Raw genomic sequence first — 24,406 nt, forward strand, 5'->3', positions numbered from 1 at the left:
CACCCTTTTATCGAATCATCATGGAGAGAAGTAAATGAGCGGAATCAACAAGATCGTACTGGCTTACTCGGGCGGACTGGATACCTCGGCCATCATTCCCTGGCTGAAGGAAAACTATGATGCGGAGATCATCGCCTTCGTCGCCGACGTCGGTCAGGAGCGTGACGATCTGGAAGGGATCGAGCAAAAAGCCATCGCCTCCGGTGCCACCAAGTGCATCGTCAAGGATCTGCGGGAAGAGTTCGTCAAAGAGTACGTCTATCCGACCCTGAAGACCGGTGCCGTCTATGAGGGCACCTACTTGCTGGGTACCTCCATGGCCCGTCCGGTGATCGCCAAGGCGATGGTCGAGGCCGCGCTGGCGGAAGGGGCCGATGCCATCTCCCACGGTTGCACCGGCAAGGGCAACGATCAGGTGCGTTTCGAAGGTGCGGTCGCCGCGCTGGCGCCCCAGCTGAAAGTGATCGCCCCCTGGCGTCTGTGGGATATGCGCTCCCGGGAAGATCTGCTGGCCTACCTGGAGACCCGCAACATCCCCTGCAAGGCGACCCTGAAGAAGATCTACAGCCGCGATGCCAACGCCTGGCACATCTCCACCGAGGGTGGCGAGCTGGAGAGCACCTGGAACGAGCCGTCCGAAGCGGTCTGGCAGTGGACCGTGCCGGCCGAGCAGGCACCGGATCAGCCGGAGTACGTCAAGCTGACCGTGGCCCAGGGGGAAGTGGTGGCCGTTGACGACCAGCCGCTCAGCCCGCACCAGATCCTGATGACCCTGAACGAGCGTGCCGGCAAGCACGGCGTGGGCCGTATCGACATCACCGAAAACCGGATGGTGGGCATGAAGTCCCGTGGCTGCTACGAGACCCCGGGCGGTACCGTGATGGTCGCCGCACTGCGCGCCGTGGAAGAGCTGGTACTGGATCGCCCGACCCGCGCCTGGCGGGAAAAGCTGGGTGCCGAGTTCTCCCATCTGGTCTATGACGGTCGCTGGTTCACCCCGCTGTGCAAGGCCATCGTCGCCTCTGCCAACGCCATTGCCGAAGATCTCGACGGTGAAGTGGTGCTGAAGATGTACAAGGGTCAGGTCACCGCGGTGCAGAAGAAGTCGCCGAACAGCCTCTACTCCGAAGACTTCGCCACCTTCGGTGCCGACGAGGTGTACGACCAGAGCCATGCCGAAGGCTTTATCCGTCTCTACACCCTGGCCAGCCGGATCCGCGCCATGAAGGAGCAGCATCAGGCCATCGGTGGCGACCACACCCACGGCTAAGCCGCTGGAGTTAATCCGCTGGTACCGAAGAGGGGGCATTGCCCCCTCTTGTATCAATGGGGTGTGAGCAGAGCGGCAGCGCCCCGGCCGCTTCTGTGCGATAACAGGGGCTGTGTGAATATGATGCTGACGTATTTTCTCCCTTCTCCCGCCTACTCGAAAAACAAGGGGAGAAGGGTCGGAGATGAGGGGGAATTACCCTCACCCTAGCCCTCTCCCAGAGGGAGAGGGGAGCGGTTCGTAGTTGCTGGATGTGACATGTTCAACGGCAACAGCGTCGCTCACCAGCGCACTGTTATGCAGAAAAATACAGGGCAAGATTTCTGCGCGCAGGCCAAGGGGCCGCGCGAGTACGGCAGGCGCAAGGCGCCACCGACAACGCATTCAAGGAGAGCAGTATGGCACTTTGGGGTGGACGCTTCAGTCAGGGGGCCGATAGCCGGTTCAAGCAGTTCAACGATTCGCTGCGGTTCGATTACCGGCTGGCGGAGCAGGATATTCAGGGCTCCATGGCCTGGGCCAAAGCGCTGGTCAAGGTGGGCGTGTTGACCGCCGATGAGCAGGGCAAGTTGCAGCAGGCGATGGAGGTGCTGCTCACCTCGGTGCAGCAGGATCCCCAGCAGATCCTGAGTTCGGATGCCGAAGACATTCACTCCTGGGTCGAGAGCCAGCTCATCGCCGCCGTCGGCGATCTCGGCAAGAAGCTGCACACCGGCCGCTCGCGCAACGATCAGGTTGCCACCGATCTGAAGCTCTGGTGCAAGGCCCAGGGCGAGCTGCTGCTTGGCTCCATCACCGCCCTGCAACAGGGGCTGGTCGCCTCTGCCCGTGCCAATCAGGCTGCGGTGTTGCCGGGTTACACCCACCTGCAGCGGGCCCAGCCGGTTACCTACGCCCACTGGGCGCTGGCCTATGTGGAGATGTTGGAGCGGGATTACTCCCGGCTGCAGGATGCCCTCAAGCGCCTCGACACCAGCCCGCTCGGCTGCGGCGCGCTGGCGGGTACCGCCTACGCCATCGACCGCGAAGCCCTGGCGCTCGACATGGGCTTTGCCGGCGCCACCCGCAACAGCCTGGATTCGGTCTCCGACCGGGATCACGTGGTGGAGCTGATGCACGTGGCGTCCCTCTCCATGACCCACCTGTCGCGCTTTGCCGAAGATCTCATCTTCTACAACACCGGTGAGGCGGGCTTTGTCGAGCTCTCAGATGCGGTCACTTCCGGCTCGTCGCTGATGCCGCAGAAGAAGAACCCGGATGCGCTGGAGCTGATCCGTGGCAAGACCGGCCGGGTGGTCGGCGCCCAGATGGGCATGCTGATGAGCCTCAAGGCGCTGCCGCTGGCCTACAACAAGGACATGCAGGAAGACAAAGAGGGGCTGTTCGATGCCCTCGATACCTGGCACGACTGCCTCGACATGGCGGCCCTGGTGCTGATCGATCTGAAGGTCAACGGCGAGCGCACCATGGCGGCGGCCCAGGGCGGCTACGCCAACGCCACCGAGCTGGCGGACTATCTGGTGGCCAAGGGCATTCCGTTCCGTGAGGCGCACCATATCGTCGGTGAAACCGTGGTCTACGCGATCCAGGTGAAGAAGCCGCTGGAGGAGCTGACCATCGGCGAGTTCCAGCGCTTCAGCCCGGTGATCGAGTTCGACGTCTACCCCAATCTGGAGCTGGAAGCGACCCTCGCCAAACGGGTCGCCAAAGGCGGCGTCGCCCGCGAGCAGATCGAAGGCGCGCTGGTCGCCGCCGAAGCCTGGCTGGCCAAGCGCGGCTGATTGCCAAGCCGAATGAAATGAAGAGGGCTCAGGCCCTCTTTTTTATGTCTATGCCATCGCCTGCCACTCCTGATTGCGCAAGAATGGGCTGCTGTATGGACGCCAATGCCTCGCTCAAGGAGCCCTTATGTATCAACCACCCCATTTCGCCGTTACCGACTCCGAGACCCTGCACCAGCTGATCCGGGCCTATCCGCTGGGGGCCCTGATCACTCATGGTGAAGGGGGACTGGATGCCAACCATCTGCCGTTCGAGTTGGATGCTGGAGAAGGGGAGCATGGTGTCCTGCGTGCCCATGTTGCTCGCAACAACCCGCTCTGGCAGGAGGTGAAAGACGGCGACGACGTGCTGGTGATCTTCAGGGCCGCCGATGCATATGTCTCCCCGAACTGGTATCCGGGCAAGCATGAACATCACCAGCAGGTGCCGACCTGGAACTACAGCGTGGTGCATGTTCACGGTCGCATCCAGATCCGCGACGATGCACGCTTTGTGCGCCGGCTGCTGGCAAATCTGACTCGTCACCATGAGGCCGGAGAGCCGATCCCATGGAAGATGGCGGATGCGCCGCGAGACTATCTCGAAACCATGGTGCAGGCGGTTGTCGGCATCGAAATCGAGATAACCGGGTTGGTCGGCAAGTTCAAACTGGGTCAGAACAAGGAGGCAGCGGATCGCCTGGGTGCGGCCAATACCTTGCAGGATCGCGGGCAGACCGCGCTGGCCGAGGCAATGCTGAGTCCACCTTGCTCACTACCCTAGCGTGACATCATGAGATCCGGCCCGACAAAAACGGCAACCTCCAAGTTGCCGTTTTTCATGGTTCCACTCCCGCTCACGCGCTGGCATTGAGCAGCTTGCCGACGCCTTCCCCCTTCCCATTGGGCAGGGTCTGCTTGAAGGCATAGAGCAGCTGATCGAGGTTGAGGTCGCTGTTGCCCAGGGAGCCCTTGAGGGTGTCGAGTTCGCTCTGCAGCGCGTCGAGGCGGGTGCTCTGGGTGCCGTCGGCCAGCTGGGTGCGGGCGGCGTCGATGGCCTGGGGCAGCGACTGGCCCGAGAACTCCTGACCCAGGGTCTGCATCAGTGCCCCCATGAAGTGGTTGATGGCGGGGCGGTTCTGCTCGCTGTTGGCATCCTTGACTCCCAGCCGCTGGAACAGGCTCTGCACCGTGGGAGCGAGCCGCTCTTCCTGCGCGGGAGGCTCGGCCTTGGCCTGTGGCGTGCCATCGCCGAGCAGCTTGCTGCCGAGCTTGAGGGCAAGGGAGGCGAGGGGAAGCAGGGTGCTGATGGCGATCATGATGTCACTCTCCGTACGACTGATGTCATGACGGAGCAGGGAATGGGCCAGCTTGGCGAAAATTCAGCCTGAAAATGGCAAGGGACTGATCCTGCTGTGAATTTAGTTTTTGCCTGGCAGGAGGCGGGTGAGCGCGGGAGGGGGCGGCGGCAAACCCTTGCAGCCCGTGGGCTGGCCGGTTTGCCGCCCGGCTTGCCGGATCAGAGCTCCTTGAACGGGCGGCGCTTCTCCTCCTCGATGACGATGGCCTCCAGATTGGCGATGCGCTCTTGCAGCTGGTTGATGAGCACGTCCTGTTTGCCGAGGCGGTCGGTGATGCGAATATCCCCCAGCTGGTAGCGGGCCCGCTTGCTGAGAAAACCGAACAGTGCGCTGATGAAGACGATCAGCACGATACCGGTCCACATGGTCATGAGTGACTCCTTGCCGATGAACAAACGAGAAAACAGCCTGATTGCCTTCTGTTGTCTCATACCCGATTGCCGGCTGCAATGGCCGGCAATCGGGCACTGCGACCCGCGTCAGATCGTCTGCCAGAGCGGACGGCCGAGCCAGAGTCCCCACAGGGTGAGGTGCAGCAGCACGATGAACCAGAACACCCGGCGGTAGCTGCCCTTCTGGGTCTTGTGGCGCAACCAGTGACGGGCCACCAGGGCGCCAGGCCAGCCACCGAACAGCTCCAGCAGGTGGAGCCGGGATTCGGGGATGCGCCAGCCGCCGCGAATGGCCTGGCGCTTGTCGTGGGCGTAGGCCAGCACCGTCAGCAGGCTCATGGTGGTGACGATGGCGAGCGGCCACCAGTTGGTGTCGGCCAGGCCGAGCCAGGCGGTCCACAGCAGGGGAAGCAGGGCGAGCCAGATCACAGGGCCAGCTCCCAGCCGCGGGGGGCGTCCGGGCTCAGGCTGCGGATCACCCGCGCCGGGTTGCCCACCGCCACCGAGTCGGCCGGGATGTCGCGGGTGACCACGGCGCCGGCACCTATGATGGAGCGCGGGCCTATGGTGACACCGGGGCAGATGATGGCGCCGCCGCCAATCCAGCAGTCATCGCCGATCCGTACCGGCTTGTTGTAGGCGGTCCAGTTGCGTCGCTCCAGATAGTCCATGGTGTGGGTGGCGGTGTAGATCTGCACGTTGGGGGCCAGCAGCACATGGCTGCCGATGTGCACCTCGCCCACGTCGAGAATGGTGATGTTGAAGTTGAAGAAGGTCTTCTCGCCGATGTGGATGTTGCGGCCGAATTCGCAGGTGAAGGGAGTGCTGATCCAGCAGGAGTCGGGGCAGTGGCCGAACAGCTCGCCGCACAGGCGCTGGCGCAGGGCTTCGTCACCGGCCGGGGAGGCGTTGAGTTGTGCCAGCAGCGCCTGACCGCGGATCCGGTCGTTCGCTATCTCCTCGCTCTGGCTGTCCAGGGCGCCGCCCGCCAGTACCTTGTCCCAATCGCTTGCCATGCTACAGCTCCTCTCATGTGCCAAGAGGAGCCAGTATACGCGAGCACTCTGGCGGCGTCAGGCTGTCACTTGCTGCAAGCTCAGGCGCCGGGCCAGATCAGCGGCAGGATCAGCAAGGCCGAGACGAAGTAGGGCAGCAGTACCCGCAGCCCCAGCCGGCGGCCGCCGATCCCCAGGGCCAGCAGCCCCTTCACCAGCGAGTTGACCAGCCCGGCCAGCAGGATGCCGCGGGCCGCCACCTCCAGCGCCAGCTCCTTGTGGGAGAGCTGGGAGAGTGACAAGGTGATGGCATCCACGTCGGTGATGCCGGAGACCAGCGACAGCAGATAGACCCCGGAGTTGCCCACCTTGCTCTGCAGCAGGGTGGCCATGAAGCCGATCAGCGCCAGCAGCAGGCCGAACTTGATGGCGGTGGCGAGATCGAGCGGGTTGCTGGTCTGGGGCTGCACCGGGCCGTCGGTCAGCTCCTCGCGCTGGCGCCAGAACCAGAAGGCGAAGCCGTAGACGGTGGTCGCCAGCAGCAGCAGGGGCGCCGCCAGACGCATCGCCAGCTCGCTGTGAATGAGCAGCACCAGCACCAGCAGCCGCAGCCACATGGTGGCCCCCGCCAACAGGATGCCGGTGGCCAGCAGCCGTTCCAGCCCACCCTGCTCCTTGTTGAGGCGGGCGAACTGCAGGGTGAGGGCAGTGGAGGAGGCGAGCCCGGCGAGTATGCTGGTGAGCACCAGCCCGGCGCGGGTGCCGAGCAGGCGTACCGCGAAGTGGCCGCAGAACGAGATGCCGGCGATCACCACCACCATCAGCCAGATCTTGAAGGGGTTGAAGGCATCGAGCGGCCCCATCTCCTCGTTGGGCAGCACCGGCAGCAGCACCAGCGAGATGAGCAGAAAGCGCAGGGTGGCGTGAAATTCGGTCTCGCTCAGAAACAGCATTCCCTGCTGGATCTTGCCCTTGAGCCCCATCAAGAGGGCCGCCAGCACGGCGCAGGCCACCGCCTCGCTCGGGCTCAGCAGCACCGACATCAGCCCTAGCAGATAGGTGAGCAGCATGGCCACCGAGCTGGTGAGGCCGAACTCCCCCTGCCAGCGCTGGGCCAGCCAGACCGAGAGGCCGCAGCCCGTCACCACCGCCAGCAGACCGAGTAGCGGCAGCCAGGGGCCCAAGGTGGGCAGCAGCAGGGCGCAGACCCCGCCGAGCAGGCCGATGAGGCCATAGGTGCGCATCCCGGCGATGCGCTGGTTGTCCCCCAGCTGGCGCACCTGCCAGCCCCGCTCCAGACCGATGATGAGGCCGATGGCCAGCGAGACCAGGGCGCCATTGACGGGTTCTGCATTGATCCACATAACGACTTCCTTTTCGTCATCTGCCTGCCTTGTTTCCATGATGGCACAGCCGGCACCGGGCCAGCGCGGCCTGGCTCACAGAGTGCGCGAATGGCGCCTGTGGCCTCCTGATATGAGCAAATGAGATAAGCAAAGCGTTATTTCTTGGTTCTCGGCATAACAAGCCCACGGCATGCTGCATTCAACCCAACGAGATATGGAGTATCCCCATGAAACTGCGAATGACCGCCCTGACCCTGCTCTCCCTGCTGACCCTCGGTCAGGCCAATGCCGCCGAGATCCGCCTGCTCAACGTCTCCTACGATCCGACCCGCGAACTGTTCCAGGAGTACAACGGCGCCTTCGCCAAGGAGTGGAAGGCGAAGACCGGCGACGACGTGGTGGTCAGCCAGTCCCATGGCGGCTCCGGCAAGCAGGCGCGCGCCGTGGTGGACGGGCTGGAGGCGGACGTGGTGTCGCTGGCGCTGGCCTACGACGTCGATGCCGTGGCCAAGCAGGGGCTGACCGCCGCCGACTGGCAGAGCCGGTTGGCCAACAATGCAGCGCCCTACACCTCCACCATCGTGTTCCTGGTGCGCAAGGACAATCCCAAGCAGATCAAGGACTGGGATGATCTGGTGCGCAAGGACGTGGCCATCGTCACCCCCAACCCCAAGACCTCCGGCGGGGCGCGCTGGAACTACCTGGCAGCTTGGGGCTATGCCCTGAAGAAGAGCGGCAGCGAGGAGGGGGCCAAGCAGTTCGTCGGTGATCTCTACAAGAACGTGAAGGTGCTGGACTCCGGCGCCCGCGGCGCCACCACCAGCTTCATCGAGCGCGGCCTCGGCGACGTGCTGCTGGCCTGGGAAAACGAAGCCCTGCTGGTGCTGGGTCAGCCCGGCAACAGCGACAAGTTCGAGCTGGTGGTGCCGTCGGTCTCCATCCTGGCCGAACCGCCGGTGGCGGTGGTGGACAAGGTCGCCAAGAAGCACGGCACCGAGGCGGTGGCCAAGGCTTACCTAGACTACCTCTACTCCGACGAGGGGCAGCGCATCATCGCCAAATATCACTATCGCCCCAGCAACCCGGCGATCCAGAAGGAGACCGCAGCCCAGTTCCCGCAACTGGCGCTGTTCACCGTCAAGGATCTGGAAGGGGATTGGGACAAGGCACAGAAGAAGCACTTCGCCCAGGGCGCCCTGTTTGACCAGATCTACCAGCCGGGTCGCTAAGCGGCCGGCCATCGCCAACTTAACTGGCCCCTGTGCCAGCTGATAGGAGCACCAAGATGAACAAGATCCTCCTGGTTCCCGGTCTGCACAACAGTGGGCCGGATCACTGGCAGAGCCGCTGGCACCAATACTTCCCCCACTGGCAGCGGATGGTGGGGTTGCCGTGGGATCGGCCTGACCTCACGGTCTGGAGCGCCAAGCTGGCGAGCAAGCTGCGCAGCCGGCGCGGCCGGGCTCACCTGGTGGCTCACTCCTTCGGCGCGCTGGCGGCCATCACGGCGGCGCGCCAGCAGCCCGACAAGGTGGCCTCGCTGTTCATCGTGGCCCCAGCGGATCCGGCCCGCTTCGGCTTGCCAGACGAGCTGCTGGCTGGTTCGCTCAAGGTGTCGGCCCAGCTGGTGGCCAGCCGCAACGATCCCTGGATGAGTTTTGAGCGGGCCGAGTACTGGAGCCGCCAGTGGCAGGTGCCGCTGTTCGATGCCGGCGAGGTGGGCCACATCAATGCCCAGTCCGGCCACGGCGAGTGGAACCAGGGGCTCAACCTGCTCGGCACCCTCTATCGGCGGGCCGAGATGGTGGTGGAGCCGACGCCGGCGGTGTGGGAGCGGCGGGCAGCCGTGAGTTTTCGCTGAGCGGCGAGCGTTGATCACACGGGTTTGGAATAGAGAAGGAGGGCAGGCACCCGACACCACGACAGTCTGATTTGGATAGCTTGGTACATTGCACGACGCTCCATTTTTAGGTCTTTTATTTATATAAAAGACCTTTTTTTCATTTTATGGCTCTAAAAGCCTTGTCCACCGCTGTTAGACAAAAAAGTGCTTAGCAAAGGCGTTATTGGTGTTTGTTGCCCCAAACAGGAATGCGCAGAATCGCTGTATCTAATGTTTTTCATAACAAACGGATGCGTTATGCGATTTGGTTCTTACTCCGTGCTGCCGGGCTTCGGCCCGACCCTAGGCTTCAGCCTGCTCTATCTGGGCGTGCTGGTGCTGCTGCCGCTCTCGGCGCTGGTGCTGTTCGCGGTGAACAATCTGACCCTGGCCGAGTTCTGGCAGGTGATAGGTTCGCCGCGGGTGCTCGCCTCCTTTCGTCTGAGCTTCGGGGCCGCCCTGGTGGCGGCGCTGCTCAACGCCCTGTTCGGCCTGATCCTGGCCTGGGTGCTGGTGCGCTACACCTTCCCCGGCCGCAGACTGGTGGATGCCCTGATCGACCTGCCGTTCGCCATGCCCACCGCCGTCTCCGGCATCGCCCTGTGCGCCATCTTCGCCCCCAACGGCTGGATCGGGCAGTGGGTCGCCCCGTTTGGCATCGAGCTCGCCTACAACCCCATCGGGGTGGTGATCGCGCTCACCTTCATCGGGCTGCCGTTCGTGGTGCGCACCCTGCAGCCGGTGCTGCGGGAAGCCGAGACCGAGCAGGAGGAAGCCGCCGCCAGCCTGGGCGCCGATCGCTGGCAGACCTTCATCCGGGTGCTGTGGCCGACCCTGGTGCCGGCCCTGCTGACCGGTTTTGCCCTGGCCTTCGCGCGGGCGGTGGGGGAGTACGGCTCCGTCATCTTCATCGCCGGCAACCTGCCGATGGTGTCGGAGATCGCGCCGCTGATGATCATGAGTCACTTGGAGGAGTACGACTACGCCGGCGCCTCCGCCATCGCCGTGGTCATGCTGCTGATCTCTTTCATTTTGTTACTGCTTATCAACAAGTTGCAGGCCTGGAGCTGGGCCCGTATCGGAGGGAGCCGGATATGAACGCATCCAACGCAAGCCTGGCGCTGGCAACGGGCGAGGCGGCGCCGACCACCTCGGTACGCCAGCCCCCCGTCATCCGCGAGCCGGTCTGGGTCAAGTGGCTGCTGATCACGGTCGGCCTCGGCTGGTTTGCCGCCCTGCTGCTGCTGCCGCTGGCCACTGTCTTTATCCAGGCCTTATCCCCCGGACTGAGCTTCTTCTGGCACGCCATCAGCGAGCCGGACGCCCTCAGTGCCCTCGGCCTCACCGCCCTAGTGACCCTCTGCTCGGTGCCCCTCAACCTGCTGTTCGGGGTCGCCGCGGCCTGGGCCATCGCCCGCTTCCGCTTCCCAGGCCGGCAGTTGCTCATCACCATCATCGATCTGCCGTTCTCCGTGTCACCGGTGATCGCGGGGCTGATGTTCGTGCTGATGTTCGGCAGCCGCGGCTGGTTCGGCGAATGGCTGAGCGAGCACGACATCAAGGTGATCTTCGCCACTCCAGGCATCATCCTGGCCACCACCTTCATCACTGTGCCCTTCGTGGTGCGCGAGCTGCTGCCCCAGATGGAGGCGCGCGGCCCGGAAGAGGAAGAGGCGGCCATCATGCTGGGGGCGAGCGGCCTGCAGATGTTCTGGCGGGTCACCCTGCCCGGCATCCGCTGGAGCCTTATGTACGGCCTGCTGCTCTGTACCGCCCGGGCGGTGGGGGAGTTCGGCGCCGTGTCGGTGGTATCCGGCCATATTCGCGGCCAGACCAACACCCTGCCGCTGCACATCGAGATCCTCTACAACGAGTACCAGACCGGCGCCGCCTTCGCGGTAGCCAGCCTGTTGGCCCTGTTCGGGATCTTCACCCTGCTGGGGGAAACCCTGCTGGCCCGGCTGCGTGCCCAGCCTACTCACTCTCACTGATCACCGAATTCAAGAGGCTGCCATGAGCATTCAGGTACAAGGACTCAACAAGCATTTCAACCAGTACGCGGCGCTGGCCGACATCAACCTCGACTTTCACGACGGTGAGCTGGTGGCGCTGCTCGGCCCCTCCGGCTGCGGCAAGACCACTTTGCTGCGGATCATCGCCGGGCTGGAGCAGGCCGACAGCGGCAGCGTGATCATCCGCGGCGAGGATGCCTCGGATCTGCACGTGCGCGAGCGCAACGTCGGCTTCGTGTTCCAGCACTACGCCCTGTTTCGTCACATGACGGTGTTTGAGAACGTGGCGTTTGGCCTTAGGGTCAAGCCGCGCAGCGAGCGACCGGCCGAGGCGGCGATCCGCGCCCGGGTCAAGGAGCTGCTGGATCTGGTGCAGCTCAGCCACGTGGCCGCGCGCTACCCGACCCAGCTCTCCGGCGGCCAGCGTCAGCGGGTCGCGCTGGCCCGTGCGCTGGCGGTGCAGCCCAAGGTACTGCTGCTGGACGAGCCCTTCGGCGCCCTCGACGCCCAGGTGCGCAAGGAGCTGCGCCGCTGGCTGCGCGAGCTGCACGACGAGCTGCACGTCACCAGCCTGTTCGTCACCCACGATCAGGAGGAGGCGCTGGAGGTGGCGGATCGGGTGGTGCTGATGAATGCCGGCAAGGTCGAGCAGATCGGCACCCCGGCCGAGGTCTATGACCAGCCCGCCAGCTCCTTCGTGCACAGCTTCCTCGGCAGTGTGAACCTGTTTCGCGGCCGGGTGGCCGGGCAGGGGCTCGGCATCGGCGAGCAGTTGCTGGGCGGACCCATCAGCTCCCAGCTGGCGGAGGGCAGCGCGGCCGTCGCCTATGTGCGTCCCCACGAGCTGGAGATACTGCCGGCGGATGCGCCGGGCGGGATCAGCGCCACCATCACCCGCCTGCTGCCCATGGGGCCGCGCATCCGGGTGGAACTGCGTGGTAATGGGGATACAAACGGTGCACACTTCGAGGCCGAGCTGAGCAAGGAGGCGGCCCGCGCCTTCAGCCCGGGCCAGGGGGTGCGGCTGGTGGCCAAACAGGCCCAGCTCTACCCGGATTACCAGATTTGAGAGGCAGACCCCTGGCGGGCCGTGCAGGCAAGCCGCGTGACCATGGCGGGATCTGCCCGCCTGGGATACCACAGGGTCAGTATGGCGCTCAGAGTTCAGGCTCGGGCGGCCAGACAAGATAACAACAAGGCGGCGGGGAGGACCCCGACCGGCCGGTCAGCGCAGGAGGCGATGACGTGAATTTTCAGCAGTTGCGAATTATCCGGGAGGCGGCACGGCGGGATTACAACCTGACCGAGGTCGCCAATGCCCTGTTTACCTCCCAGTCCGGGGTCAGCCGCCATATCCGCGAGCTGGAAGAGGAGCTGGGGATCGAGTTGTTCATCCGCTACGGCAAGCGGCTGCTCGGCATGACCGAGCCGGGCAAGGAGCTGCTGGTGATCGCCGAGCGCATCCTCAACGACGCCAACAACATCCGCAAGCTGGCCAGCACCTTCGCCAACCGCGAGTCGGGCCGGCTGCTGGTGGCGACCACCCATACCCAGGCCCGCTATGCCCTGCCACGAGTGGTGAAGGCGTTTCGCGAGCAGTTCCCGCTGGTGCAGCTGGAGCTGCGCCAGGGCAGCCCGGAGGAGATAGTGCGGCTGGTGCAGACCGGCGAGGTGGACATCGGCATCAGCAGCGAGCAGCTCGACAAGAGCGAAGGGGTGGTGGCGTTTCCCTACTACCGCTGGCACCACAACATAGTGGTGCCGGAGCAGCATCCGCTCACCGCCGAGCGGGAGCTGACCCTGGCGGCGCTGGCCCACTGGCCCATCATCACCTATCAGGCCGGCCTGACCGGGCGGGCGCGGGTGGACGAGGCGTTTGCCGAGGCCGGCATCGCCCCGCAGATCCTGCTGACCGCGCAGGACTCCGACGTCATCAAGACCTATGTCGAGCTGGAGATGGGGGTGGGTATTTTGGCGGACATGGCGTTCGACACCCAGCGCGACAAGGGGCTGGTACAGCTGGACGGCAGCCGGTTGTTCGCGCCCCACACCGCCTGGATCGGTCTCAAGCAGGGGCAGTTCCAGCACAACTTCGCCTGGCAGTTCATCCAGCTCTGCAACCCGGAGCTGGCGCTGGCGGACATCCAGGCCCGCGCCATGGGCAGCGAGGCGGCCATCGATTTCCAGATCTGAGGTGGTGCATCAGAGAAAACGGGGAGCCAGTGGCTCCCCGTTTTGTTGATGGTGTCATGCTGTGCCTGCGGATCAGTTCACCTGGATCCAGGCATCCTGCCAATTGGTGCCGACCCCGGGTTCATACTGGGTGGCACTGGCCGACCACTGGCTGCACCAGCCGCGATAGGGGAAAGGCTTGCACTGGTAGACCTTGCCGTTCTTGGGCTGCAGCACCTTGGTGCCGTCGGTGTAGGACTTGAGCCCGTCCGGGAAGGTGAACTGGTAGTCACCGCCGGCGGCCGGATCCTTGAGCATCAGATCCAGGGTCTGCTGCACCGCATCGCCACCGGCCTTGGGTTTGCCCTCGATCACCAGCTGGTGGTGACCGGCGCTGAGCCCGGTCAGCGGTATGGTGAAGCTGTGGGTGCTGTCCTTGATGTCGGCGCTGGTCTGCCCCTTGGCGGCCCCACCGTGATCATACAGGGTGTTGGTGACGGTCAGATCGCCCTCGGCGGCCACGGTAAAGTTGAGGGTAAGCTTGCCCTCGTCGAGCAGGTAGTCGCTCTCCAGGCCGCTCACGCTGACGCCGTTGCTCACCGGCGGCTGCTGTTGCTCGAGCTGGATCTCGACCCGCTCCAGGGCGCTGCCGGCCTTGAAGTAGACCGGGTTCTGGCCGTAGACGGGGTTGAACTGGCCTTCGCCGCTCTGCTGGCCGGCCCGGATCTGGCTCTGCTCTGCATTGATCTTGCTCGCCAGGGCGTGGGTCCAGTTGTTCTTCTGGCCCTGCTCCGGGCTGGCGATGGTCAGCTCGGTCTGCAGATCGGGGCGCACGCCGTTGGCGTCGAACACCAGGGTTCTGGCCTTGTCGCCGACCGCCAGCTCGGTGGAAGGATAGATGGTGCCGCCCTGGCTCCAGGCCAGCGGCGGCTGGGTGCCGCCCTTGAAGTTGGCGTCAATCACGTTATAGAAGCTGTTGCTGGTGTCCCCCACTTCCCACACCCCCAGGATCACCTGATAGCCGGTGCGCTGGGGCAGGTTGCACTGGTGGGTGACCTGCTTGGGCGGCTGGGTCATGTTGCCGTCCACCACGCAGAAGGGGGTGATCTCGAAGGCGGCGCGGGTCAGTGGCTGGTTCGGGTTCCAGTCCTGCTTGGTGAGGTAGTAGCGCCAGTTGCGGGTGACGTGGTTGGCGGTGAAGGTCCAGCTGATGGCGAAGGGGCCGGCCTGCACCTCGCGGCGGGTCCAGCGGTCGCTGGTCTGGGCGTTCAGCTCGCGCCAGCTGGCACTGCCGGCCGAGGCGATCTGACCATCGGGCGGACCGGCCTGCGGGAAGCCGGAGGGGCCTTCCACGCTCTGGGGCTCCCATTGCACTGCGCCGCACTGGCTGTTGCCGCCGGTCTTGCACAGATAGTTGCGCGATTCCGGCTGGCTGATGTAGCCGTGGGCGAGCACGCTGCCACTGACCAGCAGGGCCAGGGTCGCAGCGACGTGATTGAGTTGGATTTTTGCTGCCATACATTCCTCTGTTCGACAGATGTGGGCAGTCAAGTTGGCAGGGGGAGTTCCCCGAAGCACGATGTGGCAACCCCGCTATCCTGGACGACATGTCTTTAGACCGGAGGCTTTGCGTCCTGGCCTTTCAACCAGTTTGCCAAATGACTACATAAAGGGTCATGGTGTCGCGTTTGGCGACAACCCATCATGGCTATTTTTGATTAAATAATTAAGTGTAAATCTTTACAGCTTGACCTCATCGGAGTAGAGCAAACACTTAACTGTTTGTTTTTAAATGATGGTTAACTGAACGCTGCCGCATCAATGTCGTCGAACAGGTCGACAAGATGCAAAAAATCCACATGTTTCATCAATGAAGCACGCCCCCGTCAGCCGGGCTGACGGGGGCGTGCGCTGCGACAGGGCAGGACGGATCAGTGGCGAGCGCGGGGGCGTTCGGCCGGGCTCACCTGCCGGTGCAGAGGGGCGAGCCGCTGCTCCAGCTGCTGGTCGATGGCGCTGCCGAGTTTGAATACCGCCAGCCGCTCGTCCAGGCTGCGGGAAAGTCCGGCCAGCAGCTCGCTCTCCTGGGCCAGCTGGGAGGCGGACTGGGACATCTCCAGCGCCGAGTCGTTGATGCCGCTGACGTTGCGGTTCATGTCCTCCGCCACCATGCTCTGCTGCTCCGCCGCGGTCGCTATCTGGGTCGCCATGTCGCTGACGTGCTGGATATGGTTGACGATGAGGGAGAGATCCTGGCCTGCCTTCTCCGACTGGCTGACGCTGCTCTCCGCCAGCTTGCGGCTGGCGTCCATGGCGCTGGCGGCGGTCACCGCCCGCTGTTGCAACTGGCCGATGGTGCTCTGGATCTCCTCGGTGGACTGGCGGGTGCGGCTGGCCAGCTGGCGTACCTCGTCGGCCACCACCGCAAACCCGCGGCCCTGCTCGCCGGCGCGGGCCGCCTCGATGGCGGCGTTGAGGGCCAGCAGGTTGGTCTGCTCCGAGATGGCGCTGATGACTGCCGTCACCTCGCTTATCTGCATCACCCCCTCCTTGAGCTGGTTGACCTGCAGGGTGGCCTGCTCCACCTCGGTGGCCAGCGCCTGGATGCCGTGCACGCTGGCGTGCACGTCACGGTTGCCGAGGCCGGCCTCGCTGGTGGCGTCCTGAGTATCGCGGGCGGTGTTCTCGGCGTGGCCCGCGACGTCGGAGATGGTGGCGCTCATCTCGTTCATGGCGGTGGCGAGCTGGGCCAGCTGATCCCGCTGGCTGTTGACCGCCTGGTTGGTCTGCTCGGCGGAGGCGGCGATGCGCAGAGCGGCATCCGCCACGTTGCGGGCCCCCTGGCTCGCCTCCAGCAGGGCGCGGCGAATGGCGTCGAGCCCCTGATTGGTGCAGCTGGCGACGGCCCCCAGCTCATCCTTGCCGTGCACCGGGATGCTCACCACCAGATCGCCGGCGGCCACCTGTTGCATGGCCCGGTTGATCTCTGCCAGCGGATTGACGATGGAGCGGCTGATGGCAAAGCCCAGCAGCCCCATCAGCAGGGTCACCAGCAAGGTGGCGCCCCCCATCAGCTGATACTGGGACCAGATGGTGGCCTGGATGTCTTGCAGCAACACACCGGAGCCGAGGAGCCAGCCCCAGGGCTGATAACCGGCCACCAGCGACATCTTCTGGGCCGCCTCGCCGGAGGGGGAGATCCACTTGTATTCCAGCCGGCCGCTATGGCCCCCCTTGCCGAGATCCACCATCTGCTGCCAGTGGACGCCGGCGGTGGCGGTGCCGCTCTCGCCCATCTGCTGGCCGACCAGCTCGGGCCTGACGGGGTGCACCACCATCCGGCGGTTCTCGTCCAGCACGAACAGGTAGTTGTCGCCGTCAAAGCGCATGCTGTTGAGCATGGCCTTGGCTTCGGCCTGGGCCTGGGGGGCGGGCAGGCTGGCCGCCAGCGTCTGGATCCGGCTCATGGCCAGGTCCAGTACGGCCTGCAGCCTGGCTTCCCGTTCACTCATCAGGTTGCGATGCAGGGCACTGACCGAGATGAGCAGCAGTGCGATGAAACCGATCAGCGCCAGTGAGAGCAACAGCATCAATTTGCGGCTCACGGCAATATCACCGAGCTTGAACATAGTCTCTTCCTTAACTTTCCCGTGCGGGTCTGGTGGTGGCCAGTCCGTTGGCTGGCCCTGATTATTTTGTTATTAACATTTAATTAACTTTCAATGGCTTGGGGCCATAAAACGCCAATTGAGCAATTTGACAATCAGTATAGCCAGCAGACAGAAACCCTCGCTTTTGATAGCGTGATGGCGCGCATCCCGGCGCACTATTTGTCTGCTCAATTTGCAGAAAATGTGAATGAGTTGGCATTTCACCAAAAAGGAGTGGGCGCCCTCGCGGCCGCCCCATAACAAGAGGGAAGTTATGAGTTCCATTGCCAGGAATTATCTCAACCAGCTCAACGCCGACTACCTGCAGGTACACAGGCGCAAGGAGGATCTGTTCTGGTCCACCTACATGGGCACCAGCGACGATCAGGCCGGCTTCACCGCCGCCGAGCAGGCTTACAAGGCGTTCTGCGCCGATCCGGCGCGCCTGCCGGTGCTGCGGCAGATGCAGGCCCAGGCCGAGGAGACCGAGCTCAAGCGCGGTCTGGGGGGCTGGATCGCCTTCTTCGAGTGCAACGTCATCGAGGATCCTCAGGCCGCCGCCCTGATGGACGAACTGGTGGCCGCCGAGGCGGCGCTGTTTGCCCGTCGCCGGGAGCTGAAGCTGACCTTGCTGGATGAGCAGGGCCGGCAGGTGGCCGGCAGCCTGCCCGCCGCCAGCACGGCGCTGGCCGCCAGCAGCGACGAGGCGGTGCGCCAAAGCGCGCTCGCCATGTTCCACACCCTGGAGCAGTGGGTGGTGGACAACGGCTATCTGGCCATCGTCGCGCTGCGCAACCGCTTCGCCCGCGCCATGGGTTATCGCGACTACTTCGACTACAAGGTGCACAAGAACGAGCAGATGAGCCCGGCGCAGCTGTTCGCCATTCTCGACGACTTCATCGCCGGCACCGAGCAGCGCCTGCACCAGAGCCTGGCCGAGCTGAAAGCGGCCAAGGGGGAGGCGGCCCTGCTGCCCCACAACCTGCGCTACAGCGTGAGTGGCGACGTGACCCGCCAGCTCGACCCTTACGTGCCCTTCTCGCGGGCGTTGCAGGACTGGGTCGAGAGCTTTCGCCGGCTCGGCATCCAGTACCGCGGCGCCACCCTCACCCTGGATCTGCTGACCCGGGAGGGGAAATACGAGAACGGCTTCTGCCACGGCCCGGTGCCGAGCTTCTGGCAGGAGGGGGAGTGGGTGCCGGCGGTGGTCAACTTCACCAGCCTGGCCAACCCGGCCCAGGTGGGCAGCGGCTGGAGCGGGCTCAACACCCTGTTCCACGAGGGCGGCCACGCGGCGCACTTTGCCAATGTCACCGGCAACGCCCCCTGCTTCTCCCAGGAGTTCCCGCCCACCTCCATGGCCTACGCAGAGACCCAGTCGATGTTCTGCGACAGCCTGCTGGACGACGCGGACTGGCTCAAGCGCTACGCCAGAAACGCGGCGGGGGAGCCGATCCCCGATGTGCTCATCAAAGCGATGATCGAGGCGCGCCAGCCGTTTCGCGCCTTCAATGAGCGCCAGATTGCGCTGGTGGCCTACTTCGAGCGGGATCTCTACGCCATGGACGAGGCCGAACGCACCCCGGCCGTCGTGCTGGCGCTGGCCCGCCGCTGGGAGCGCCAGATCCTGGGGGTGGAGAGCCCGCGCCCGCTGCTGGCGATCCCGCATCTGCTCAACCAGGAGTCGGCCTGTGCCTATCACGGCTACCTGTTGGCGCTGATGGCGGTGGAGCAGACCCGCGCCTACTTCCTCAAACGCGATGGCTACCTCACCGACAACCCGCGTATCGGGCCGGATCTGGCCGCCCACTACTGGGGGCCGGGCAACGGCATGACCCATGACGAGACGCTCAGGAGTCTGACCGGCAAGGGCTTCAGCGCGGGGCCGCTGGCCCGGGCCTGTAACCAGAGCGTGGCCGAGGCGTGGCAGCAGGCAGAAGCCTGCATGGCGGCGGCCCGCCAGCGTCCTCCAGTTGGCGAGGGTGAGCCGCTCAATGCCCGCATCCGGGTGGTTCACGGCGACCAGCTTATCGCCGACAATAGCGGTTCCGAAGCGGCCATGCTGGCCGACTTCGAGCGCTGGATCCGCGACCACTACCAGGAGGCGGTGACCAGCCACTGAGGCGCAAGCCGGTGAACATGCGTTATGTCAGACCCCTGCCGCGGCAGGGGTCTGTTTTCATGGGAAGGAGTCGAGGGTGGGAACAACAGCGCGGTGGCGGTGGCTTCTGGCCACGCTGCTGCTGACGGGATGGCTGGCGCAGCCGGCCCGGGCACTGCAGGCGCTGACCGAGCAGATGCCCCCTTACAACTACCAGCTGGCCGGTCAGCCGGTGAGCGGTTTCTCGGTGGATCTGCTGCATGCCCTGCTGGCGCGCAGCGGCCTGGTGCTGCGCGGAGACATCCAACTGCAGCCCTGGGCGCGGGCCTATCAGAATGCCCGCTATCAGGCGGGCAGCATCCTCTTCTCGGTGGCGCGCACCCCGGAACGGGAACAGCAGTTCCAGTGGGTGGGGCCGGTCGGGCCGCGCACCATCAGGGTGTGGCGGCTGAGCTCGCGCACCGACATCCAGCCCCGCAGCCTACAGGAGGCGAGTCACTACCGGATCGCGGTGGTGCGCAATTCGGCCTCGGCCCAGCAGCTGATCCGCCAGGGGCTGGCGCCGGTCAGCGTCAACAGCGAGGAGGACAAATTTCGCATGCTGCTGCGCGGCCGGGTGGAGCTGGTGACGGCGCTGGATCTGGGGGCCGCCTTTCACATGCACCAGCTGGGGCACGGCCTCGAGGCGCTTACCCCGCTGTTCGTCTATGACGACGGCGAGCAGTACTACTTCGCCCTCAACCTGGCGACGGAGACGGCCAAGGTGCAGGCCCTGCAGCGAGCCCTCGACCAGATGCGCCAGGATGGCTCGCTGGAGGCGCTGCGCCGGCGCTGGCTCAACCTCCATGCATTGCCGCCTGCCCCGGCCAGCGGGGCGACCCCCTCCTGATGCCGGCCCGGGCTCAGCCCTGGATCTTCAGCACGCTGACCGGCTTGTCCTTGAGCGCCACCAGCAGCTGGCGGCCCGGCAGCTTGTGGCCGTCGATCATGATGGAGCTGTGGCCGAAGTTGGCCACCAGCCGGCTGCCGTCTGAGAAGCGGGTCTCCTGCACCCGGCCCACCCCGTCACGCCAGCGAAAGCCTACCAGCGCCTTGTCCCACAGCGCCTCGTGCAGCGGGCCGAACTGGCTGTCTAGCCTCACCAGCTCCGGCAGGCGGCTCGCCAGCGTGCTGCGACTCAGGTTGACCAGCGGCGGCGTGTTGTAGAGCAGGCCGAGCAGGGCGCGCTCCTCCTTGATGCCCGGGAATTTCAGGTTGTCCAGCAGCCAGTGGTGGCTGTTGAGCACGGAGTCGTGGAACACCGCCTGATAGAGGGGCAGTCGATCCGCCGGGTTGAACACCGTCTTCAGGTAGCGCGGCTTGAGCCGGGCGGGCTGAAAGAAGACCTGCGGCGCTTCGTCCGGCCACCACTTGCCGAGGTAGTAGGGGGACTTGGCCTGCTTGCGCATGGCGACATCGGTCCAGCCAAAGCCCCAGCTCTGGATGCCGTGGGCAAACAGCAGCGGCTTGCTGGTGAGGGCGTTGCCATCCTCCGAGCCCAGCACCAGCCCGAGCCGCTCCCCCACCCAGCTCATGCGGGCGTTGCGGTCGGCGATCATCGCCTGGCTGCCCTGCTGGTGGGCCGGATTGTAATCGTTGGAGGCCATGGCGGTGCCGTCCACGTCGAGGAACAGGCTGTTGATGCCGCTGGCCTTGGCCAGCTCGCTCATACGGCTCTTGGCAAACGGCAGGGTGCAGCCGGGGTTGAGATAGACCCCCTCGCCACCAAAGCCCGGCTTGGGCTTGCCGTTGGCCTCGACGATGGCGCAGCGCTTGCCGATCTCCGGCGGCAGCTGGGCGGTGAGCCAGCTGTCGTTGGTGCCGGGCGCGATGGCGGTATCGTAGGAATCATAGCTGCCCACCAGATAGCCCTGGCGCTGGGCGGCGGTGAGGGCATAGCCCTGCTGCAGGGCCGCCGTCCACTGCGGGGTGCCGAGCCACAGCTTGCGCAGTCCCGCCTGCTGCAGCGCCTCGATCACCGGCAGTGACAGCCCCTGGCCCCAGCGCTCCTGCGCCACCAGCTGTTCACCGAACTGGCTCTTGACCCACTGCTGGCGCAGGGCCAGCACCTTGCTCTGGGCCTGCGGGCCCTGCTGGGCAGGCAGCGGCAGCTGGTCGGCAATCAGCCGGTTGAGACCGGCCATGATCAACGCCTGCTGCCAGGGTTCTGGCGCCTTGGCGGCCAGCGCCTCCCGCTCCTCGCTGTTGAAGCCTTGCAGCCACTCCGGCTTTTGCCGGAGCTTGGCCTGCAGCGCGGGCCACGCCTTCACATCTTGCCGATCGAGCAGGGCATCACCCCACAGGTAGACATGGCTGGCGCCGATCAGCCGCCGCCCGGCGGGAATGCGGGCGACCTTGTCGGCCAGAGACTGCCAGGCCCCCTCGCTCTGCAGCCATGCCCGGTAGCGGCGGGCGCCGGCCAGCCAGTCATCCCCCACGCTCAGCCGCACCACCATAGGCGCCTGCTGGTTGAAGCTGCTGAATTCATGGCTGGCGCTCAGTTGCAGCCGGCCTCCCTGGCGGCTGAAGCGAAGCCGGTTGTCGTAGGGGGTCTGTAGGATCCAGCTGTAGGTCTGCTTGCCGGCATCCTGGCTCCAGAGCGGCAGCTTGAGGTCGTAGTGGGTGTTGAGCTCTGCCAGCTCGTCACCGACATAGCCGAGCCAGTCGCTGTCGCGCACCGAGAAGCGGCTGCCCTCGCCGAAGGCCAGGGAGAGGTGGGTCTGGTTTTTCGGCAGGCTGAACCAGGCCAGCTGACGGGGACTGTCGCTGACCAGCGTCAGCAAGAGGTCGTCGCCATCCAGCTTGACCTCCACCCTGGCGTCCTGGGCGGGCCAGTGCCAGCTGGCCTGCTGCTCCCCTTGTTGCAACTGATCAACCTGGCGGGCGGGCTGGCCCGCGCTGACCAGGATCTGGTTGACCGAGATGGCCAGGGTATCGGGATCGATGCGGTAACGCTGGGTCTCGCCCTGCAGCGTCAGGGGGGCGGCGGCCAGCGGCACCGCCAGCAGTGAAATCAACAGCCAGCCCAGTGCTGGCGCCCGTATCGGCAAACCGTTCATGCAACATCCTTGACCTGATTGATGCCATCAGGGTACGCCGACGCCCGCCCCCCGGTACAGCCAAATCTGCTTAACCCATATGGGGTGAATGGCCTCATTCCAGCCCTTTTCTGGGCCATTTTCATGTGGCAAAAAAGCATCATTCGAACCCTCTCTCAGCCCCCGCCAGCACTGACTTGCGCGACTCATCCTGCGGGTGTGAACCTCCCGCGCCCATTTTTTCGACGCCCCATATAGGGGGGTGCCAGCCTGCTCGACGGTTTCTAGCATGCCTGCTCACTTTGAACGCAATTCATTGTTTTATAAGGATTGTTTTTGACTGGAGTATCAGTATGAAGAGAGCGAAATGGAAGCCTTGGCTGGGGTTGGGCGCCCTCTTGGCCGGGGTGATCGGCTGGTACCTGTGGCCGCAACCGGTGGCGCCCGGTCAGGCGGCGGCAGGGGATGAGGAGCGCGCGGCGGATAGCGGCCCGCTGGCGGAGCTGACGCCGCTCGCCGCCATGCCTGCCCCCGTGCTCAAGCCGGCGCCGGTCGCGGTCCCCACCAAGCCGGATCGGCTGCGGGAAGATGGCAGCCAGCAGCTGGAGACCCCCTGGCAGGCGGCCGAGGTGGATGCGGACTTTCCGCTGGCGGAGCCCGGCGATGCGGTCGAGCAGCCCCAGCCGATCGCCCTGCAGGGCAGCGATCTGGAGCGGGCCCAGGTGGGTGACAGCGTGGCCCTGCCGCTGCCGGACGGCAGCACCCTGCAGGCCAGGGTGACCAAGGTTGAGCTGCAGCGGGGCGGGGAGCGCAACTGGCAGGGAGAAATTCGGGTCGACGGTGACAGCTATCCGGTCAATTTCACCGTCGGCAAGCAAGCGACTTTCGGGTTCATCGGCACGCCGCAAGGCAGTTACTCCGTCGAGACCCTGGGAGGCAAGGGCTGGGTTTACAAGAACCCGCCGCTGGATCTGGGTCATGGCGGCGATGACGCCCTGATCCCGACTCACCAATAACAACAGAAAAGGAAGATCACATGCAGAAAACCACCTTGGGGATCATGATTGCGGGATTGCTCGGGGCGACCCCGGTGCTGGCGGAAACCATCGACCTGATGGTGCTGCACAGTCCGGGGCTGGCGGCCCGCTATCAGGGGGACGCCCAGACCCGGATCCAGCACATGATCAACGTCACCAACCAGATCTATGCCGCCAGCGGCCTGGATCTGACGGTGCGGGCCGTGCACGACCAGCAGGTCAATTACCCGGATGGCGGCACCGACAAATCTGCGCTCAACGCGGTGACCTACCAGCAGGATCCGGCTTTCAAGCAGGTACCGACCCTGCGCACCCGTTATGGCGCCGACATGGTGGTGCTGATGCGCCCCCAGACCGGTGACCACGGCAGCTGCGGGCTGGCCTGGGTTGGCGGTTCCGCGACCTATACCGATGGCCGCAAGGCGTATGCCGACGGGGATGTCTCCCAGGATGCGGGCAGCATGTTCAGCCATGTCACGGCCACCGGCTGTGGCGACGTGGTGCTGGCGCACGAGTTGGGTCACAACATGGGGCTCAACCACTCCCGCCTGCAAGATGGCACGGGGGGCACTTATCACTATGCGCTGGGGCACGGGGTGCGGGGTTCCTTCGCCACCGTGATGGCTTATCCCTCCAGCTTCGGGGTCTACAGCCACGAGTACAAGTTCTCCAGCCCTGACCTGATCTGCAAGGGGCAGCCGTGCGGCGTGGATTACCGGGATCAGGCCAACGGTGCCGATGCGGTGCGGGCGCTGAAGGTGACGACGCCGCAGATCGCCGCTTTCTACCCCACCATGGTGACGGAAGCGCTGCCGGATCTGGGCGAGCTGGAGCGCTCCCTCGAGACCCGGCGCCAGGACTTGGCGGCGGCTCAGGAGCACTACAGCCAGCAGGTGGCGGCCAGAACCGCCCTGCAGGATCGCCAGCAGACGCTCAAGGGCAACTTTGATCGCTACCAGCGTGAGCTGAGCCAGCTGAACCAGCGCAACCGCCAGACGGTGCAGGAGATCAACCGGCTGGTGCGCGAGCACAACAGCTACAACGGCAGCTACGGCCCGGAAGAGTATCGCCGGATCCGCGCCATCCAGGCGAGCCTGAGCGCCCGCATCGATCAGCTGCACGATGAGAACAACGCCATCATTCGCCAGTCCAACGAGATCAGCCAGCGCTACCAGGCCGAGGTGAACGAGTACAACGGCAGCTGGGATCGCTACAACCAGCTGGTGGCAGCGGTGAAGAGCGCCGACGGCAAGGTGGACGAGGCGCGCCGCGAGCTGGAGCTGGCCGAGCACAGGTATCAGCTGGCGCTGGCCCGTCAGCCGGCCGAGACGCAGCCGGCCTGATGCAACAA

At 65.0% G+C, this 24,406-nt stretch carries 21 protein-coding genes and 1 riboswitch; of the genes, 13 read left to right on the forward strand and 8 right to left on the reverse strand.

Features of this window, described 5'->3' with window-relative positions:
• Positions 1 to 34: 34 nt before the first annotated feature.
• The 3 genes from R2E40_RS02950 to R2E40_RS02960 all read left to right on the forward strand — a co-directional run bounded on the left by R2E40_RS02950 (position 35) and on the right by R2E40_RS02960 (position 3,814).
• A complete protein-coding gene (locus R2E40_RS02950) occupies positions 35 to 1,270 on the forward strand; it encodes an argininosuccinate synthase (RefSeq protein ID WP_016349361.1) in 1,236 nt (411 codons plus the stop codon).
• Positions 1,271 to 1,668: 398 nt separating this feature from the next.
• Positions 1,669 to 3,051: an argininosuccinate lyase gene (gene argH / locus R2E40_RS02955; protein ID WP_202002932.1), complete on the forward strand. Its 1,383-nt coding sequence runs from the start codon at positions 1,669 to 1,671 to the stop codon at positions 3,049 to 3,051.
• Positions 3,052 to 3,178: 127 nt separating this feature from the next.
• Positions 3,179 to 3,814 (forward strand): FMN-binding negative transcriptional regulator, encoded by a 636-nt coding sequence (locus R2E40_RS02960; protein ID WP_318164728.1) that lies wholly within the window; start codon positions 3,179 to 3,181, stop codon positions 3,812 to 3,814.
• A 73-nt stretch (positions 3,815 to 3,887) separates the two neighbouring features.
• Here the strand turns inward: R2E40_RS02960 and R2E40_RS02965 are convergent, their stop codons facing one another.
• From R2E40_RS02965 to R2E40_RS02985, 5 genes are all read right to left on the reverse strand, one after another.
• On the reverse strand, positions 3,888 to 4,349 hold the full coding sequence (locus tag R2E40_RS02965) for a hypothetical protein (protein WP_318164729.1): 462 nt from the start codon (positions 4,347 to 4,349) through the stop codon (positions 3,888 to 3,890).
• Between the two features lie 200 nt (positions 4,350 to 4,549).
• Positions 4,550 to 4,762, reverse strand: a complete 213-nt coding sequence (locus R2E40_RS02970) for a hypothetical protein (RefSeq protein WP_016349365.1) — start codon at positions 4,760 to 4,762, stop codon at positions 4,550 to 4,552.
• Positions 4,763 to 4,870: 108 nt separating this feature from the next.
• Positions 4,871 to 5,212, reverse strand: a complete 342-nt coding sequence (locus R2E40_RS02975) for a DUF1294 domain-containing protein (protein ID WP_039215378.1) — start codon at positions 5,210 to 5,212, stop codon at positions 4,871 to 4,873.
• Positions 5,209 to 5,799 carry a sugar O-acetyltransferase gene (locus tag R2E40_RS02980; RefSeq protein ID WP_016349367.1) on the reverse strand — a complete coding sequence of 197 codons (591 nt, stop codon included), beginning with the start codon at positions 5,797 to 5,799 and terminating at the stop codon, positions 5,209 to 5,211. The genes R2E40_RS02975 and R2E40_RS02980 overlap by 4 nt, the downstream gene beginning before the upstream one ends.
• Positions 5,800 to 5,879: 80 nt before the next feature.
• Entirely contained in the window at positions 5,880 to 7,142 is a 1,263-nt protein-coding gene (locus tag R2E40_RS02985) for an MgtC/SapB family protein (RefSeq protein WP_318164730.1), read from the reverse strand.
• Between the two features lie 209 nt (positions 7,143 to 7,351).
• Between R2E40_RS02985 and R2E40_RS02990 the strand changes: the two genes are divergently transcribed.
• From R2E40_RS02990 to cbl, 6 genes are all read left to right on the forward strand, one after another.
• The gene (locus R2E40_RS02990; protein WP_135320657.1) at positions 7,352 to 8,353 is read left to right on the forward strand and encodes a sulfate ABC transporter substrate-binding protein; all 1,002 of its coding nucleotides are present in this window, start codon (positions 7,352 to 7,354) and stop codon (positions 8,351 to 8,353) included.
• A gap of 56 nt (positions 8,354 to 8,409) precedes the next feature.
• Positions 8,410 to 8,985, forward strand: coding sequence for an alpha/beta hydrolase (locus R2E40_RS02995; protein ID WP_318164731.1), 576 nt, complete (start codon positions 8,410 to 8,412; stop codon positions 8,983 to 8,985).
• 279 nt (positions 8,986 to 9,264) lie between these two features.
• Entirely contained in the window at positions 9,265 to 10,104 is an 840-nt protein-coding gene (gene cysT / locus R2E40_RS03000; protein WP_005308571.1) for a sulfate ABC transporter permease subunit CysT, read from the forward strand.
• Positions 10,101 to 10,997 carry a sulfate ABC transporter permease subunit CysW gene (gene cysW, locus R2E40_RS03005; RefSeq protein WP_171280049.1) on the forward strand — a complete coding sequence of 299 codons (897 nt, stop codon included), beginning with the start codon at positions 10,101 to 10,103 and terminating at the stop codon, positions 10,995 to 10,997. Before cysT ends, cysW begins: the two co-directional genes overlap by 4 nt.
• 22 nt (positions 10,998 to 11,019) lie before the next feature.
• Positions 11,020 to 12,087, forward strand: a complete 1,068-nt coding sequence (locus tag R2E40_RS03010) for a sulfate/molybdate ABC transporter ATP-binding protein (protein ID WP_011704575.1) — start codon at positions 11,020 to 11,022, stop codon at positions 12,085 to 12,087.
• Positions 12,088 to 12,263: 176 nt separating this feature from the next.
• Complete coding sequence (gene cbl, locus R2E40_RS03015; protein ID WP_011704576.1) at positions 12,264 to 13,211, forward strand: HTH-type transcriptional regulator Cbl; 948 nt, start codon at positions 12,264 to 12,266, stop codon at positions 13,209 to 13,211.
• A gap of 72 nt (positions 13,212 to 13,283) precedes the next feature.
• Here cbl and gbpA read toward each other — a convergent pair whose 3' ends face one another.
• Entirely contained in the window at positions 13,284 to 14,708 is a 1,425-nt protein-coding gene (gene gbpA / locus R2E40_RS03020; RefSeq protein WP_318164732.1) for an N-acetylglucosamine-binding protein GbpA, read from the reverse strand.
• Between the two features lie 62 nt (positions 14,709 to 14,770).
• Positions 14,771 to 14,856, reverse strand: a riboswitch (cyclic di-GMP riboswitch).
• A 265-nt stretch (positions 14,857 to 15,121) separates the two neighbouring features.
• Positions 15,122 to 16,819, reverse strand: coding sequence for a methyl-accepting chemotaxis protein (locus R2E40_RS03025; RefSeq protein ID WP_318164733.1), 1,698 nt, complete (start codon positions 16,817 to 16,819; stop codon positions 15,122 to 15,124).
• 295 nt (positions 16,820 to 17,114) lie between these two features.
• On the opposite strand from R2E40_RS03025, the gene R2E40_RS03030 reads away from it, so the two are divergent.
• Entirely contained in the window at positions 17,115 to 18,962 is a 1,848-nt protein-coding gene (locus R2E40_RS03030; protein ID WP_318164734.1) for a M3 family metallopeptidase, read from the forward strand.
• Positions 18,963 to 19,038: 76 nt separating this feature from the next.
• On the forward strand, positions 19,039 to 19,830 hold the full coding sequence (locus R2E40_RS03035; protein WP_318164735.1) for an ABC transporter substrate-binding protein: 792 nt from the start codon (positions 19,039 to 19,041) through the stop codon (positions 19,828 to 19,830).
• A gap of 13 nt (positions 19,831 to 19,843) precedes the next feature.
• Here R2E40_RS03035 and R2E40_RS03040 read toward each other — a convergent pair whose 3' ends face one another.
• Positions 19,844 to 22,039, reverse strand: coding sequence for a glycoside hydrolase (locus R2E40_RS03040; protein ID WP_318164736.1), 2,196 nt, complete (start codon positions 22,037 to 22,039; stop codon positions 19,844 to 19,846).
• A 332-nt stretch (positions 22,040 to 22,371) separates the two neighbouring features.
• On the opposite strand from R2E40_RS03040, the gene R2E40_RS03045 reads away from it, so the two are divergent.
• Both R2E40_RS03045 and R2E40_RS03050 read left to right on the forward strand, forming a co-directional pair.
• Positions 22,372 to 23,034, forward strand: coding sequence for a hypothetical protein (locus R2E40_RS03045; protein WP_318164737.1), 663 nt, complete (start codon positions 22,372 to 22,374; stop codon positions 23,032 to 23,034).
• A 20-nt stretch (positions 23,035 to 23,054) separates the two neighbouring features.
• Entirely contained in the window at positions 23,055 to 24,398 is a 1,344-nt protein-coding gene (locus tag R2E40_RS03050) for a zinc-dependent metalloprotease (protein WP_318164738.1), read from the forward strand.
• The last annotated feature ends 8 nt before the right edge of the window (positions 24,399 to 24,406 follow it).

Source organism: Aeromonas sp. CD, from assembly GCF_033349375.1.
Taxonomy (GTDB): domain Bacteria; phylum Pseudomonadota; class Gammaproteobacteria; order Enterobacterales; family Aeromonadaceae; genus Aeromonas; species Aeromonas hydrophila.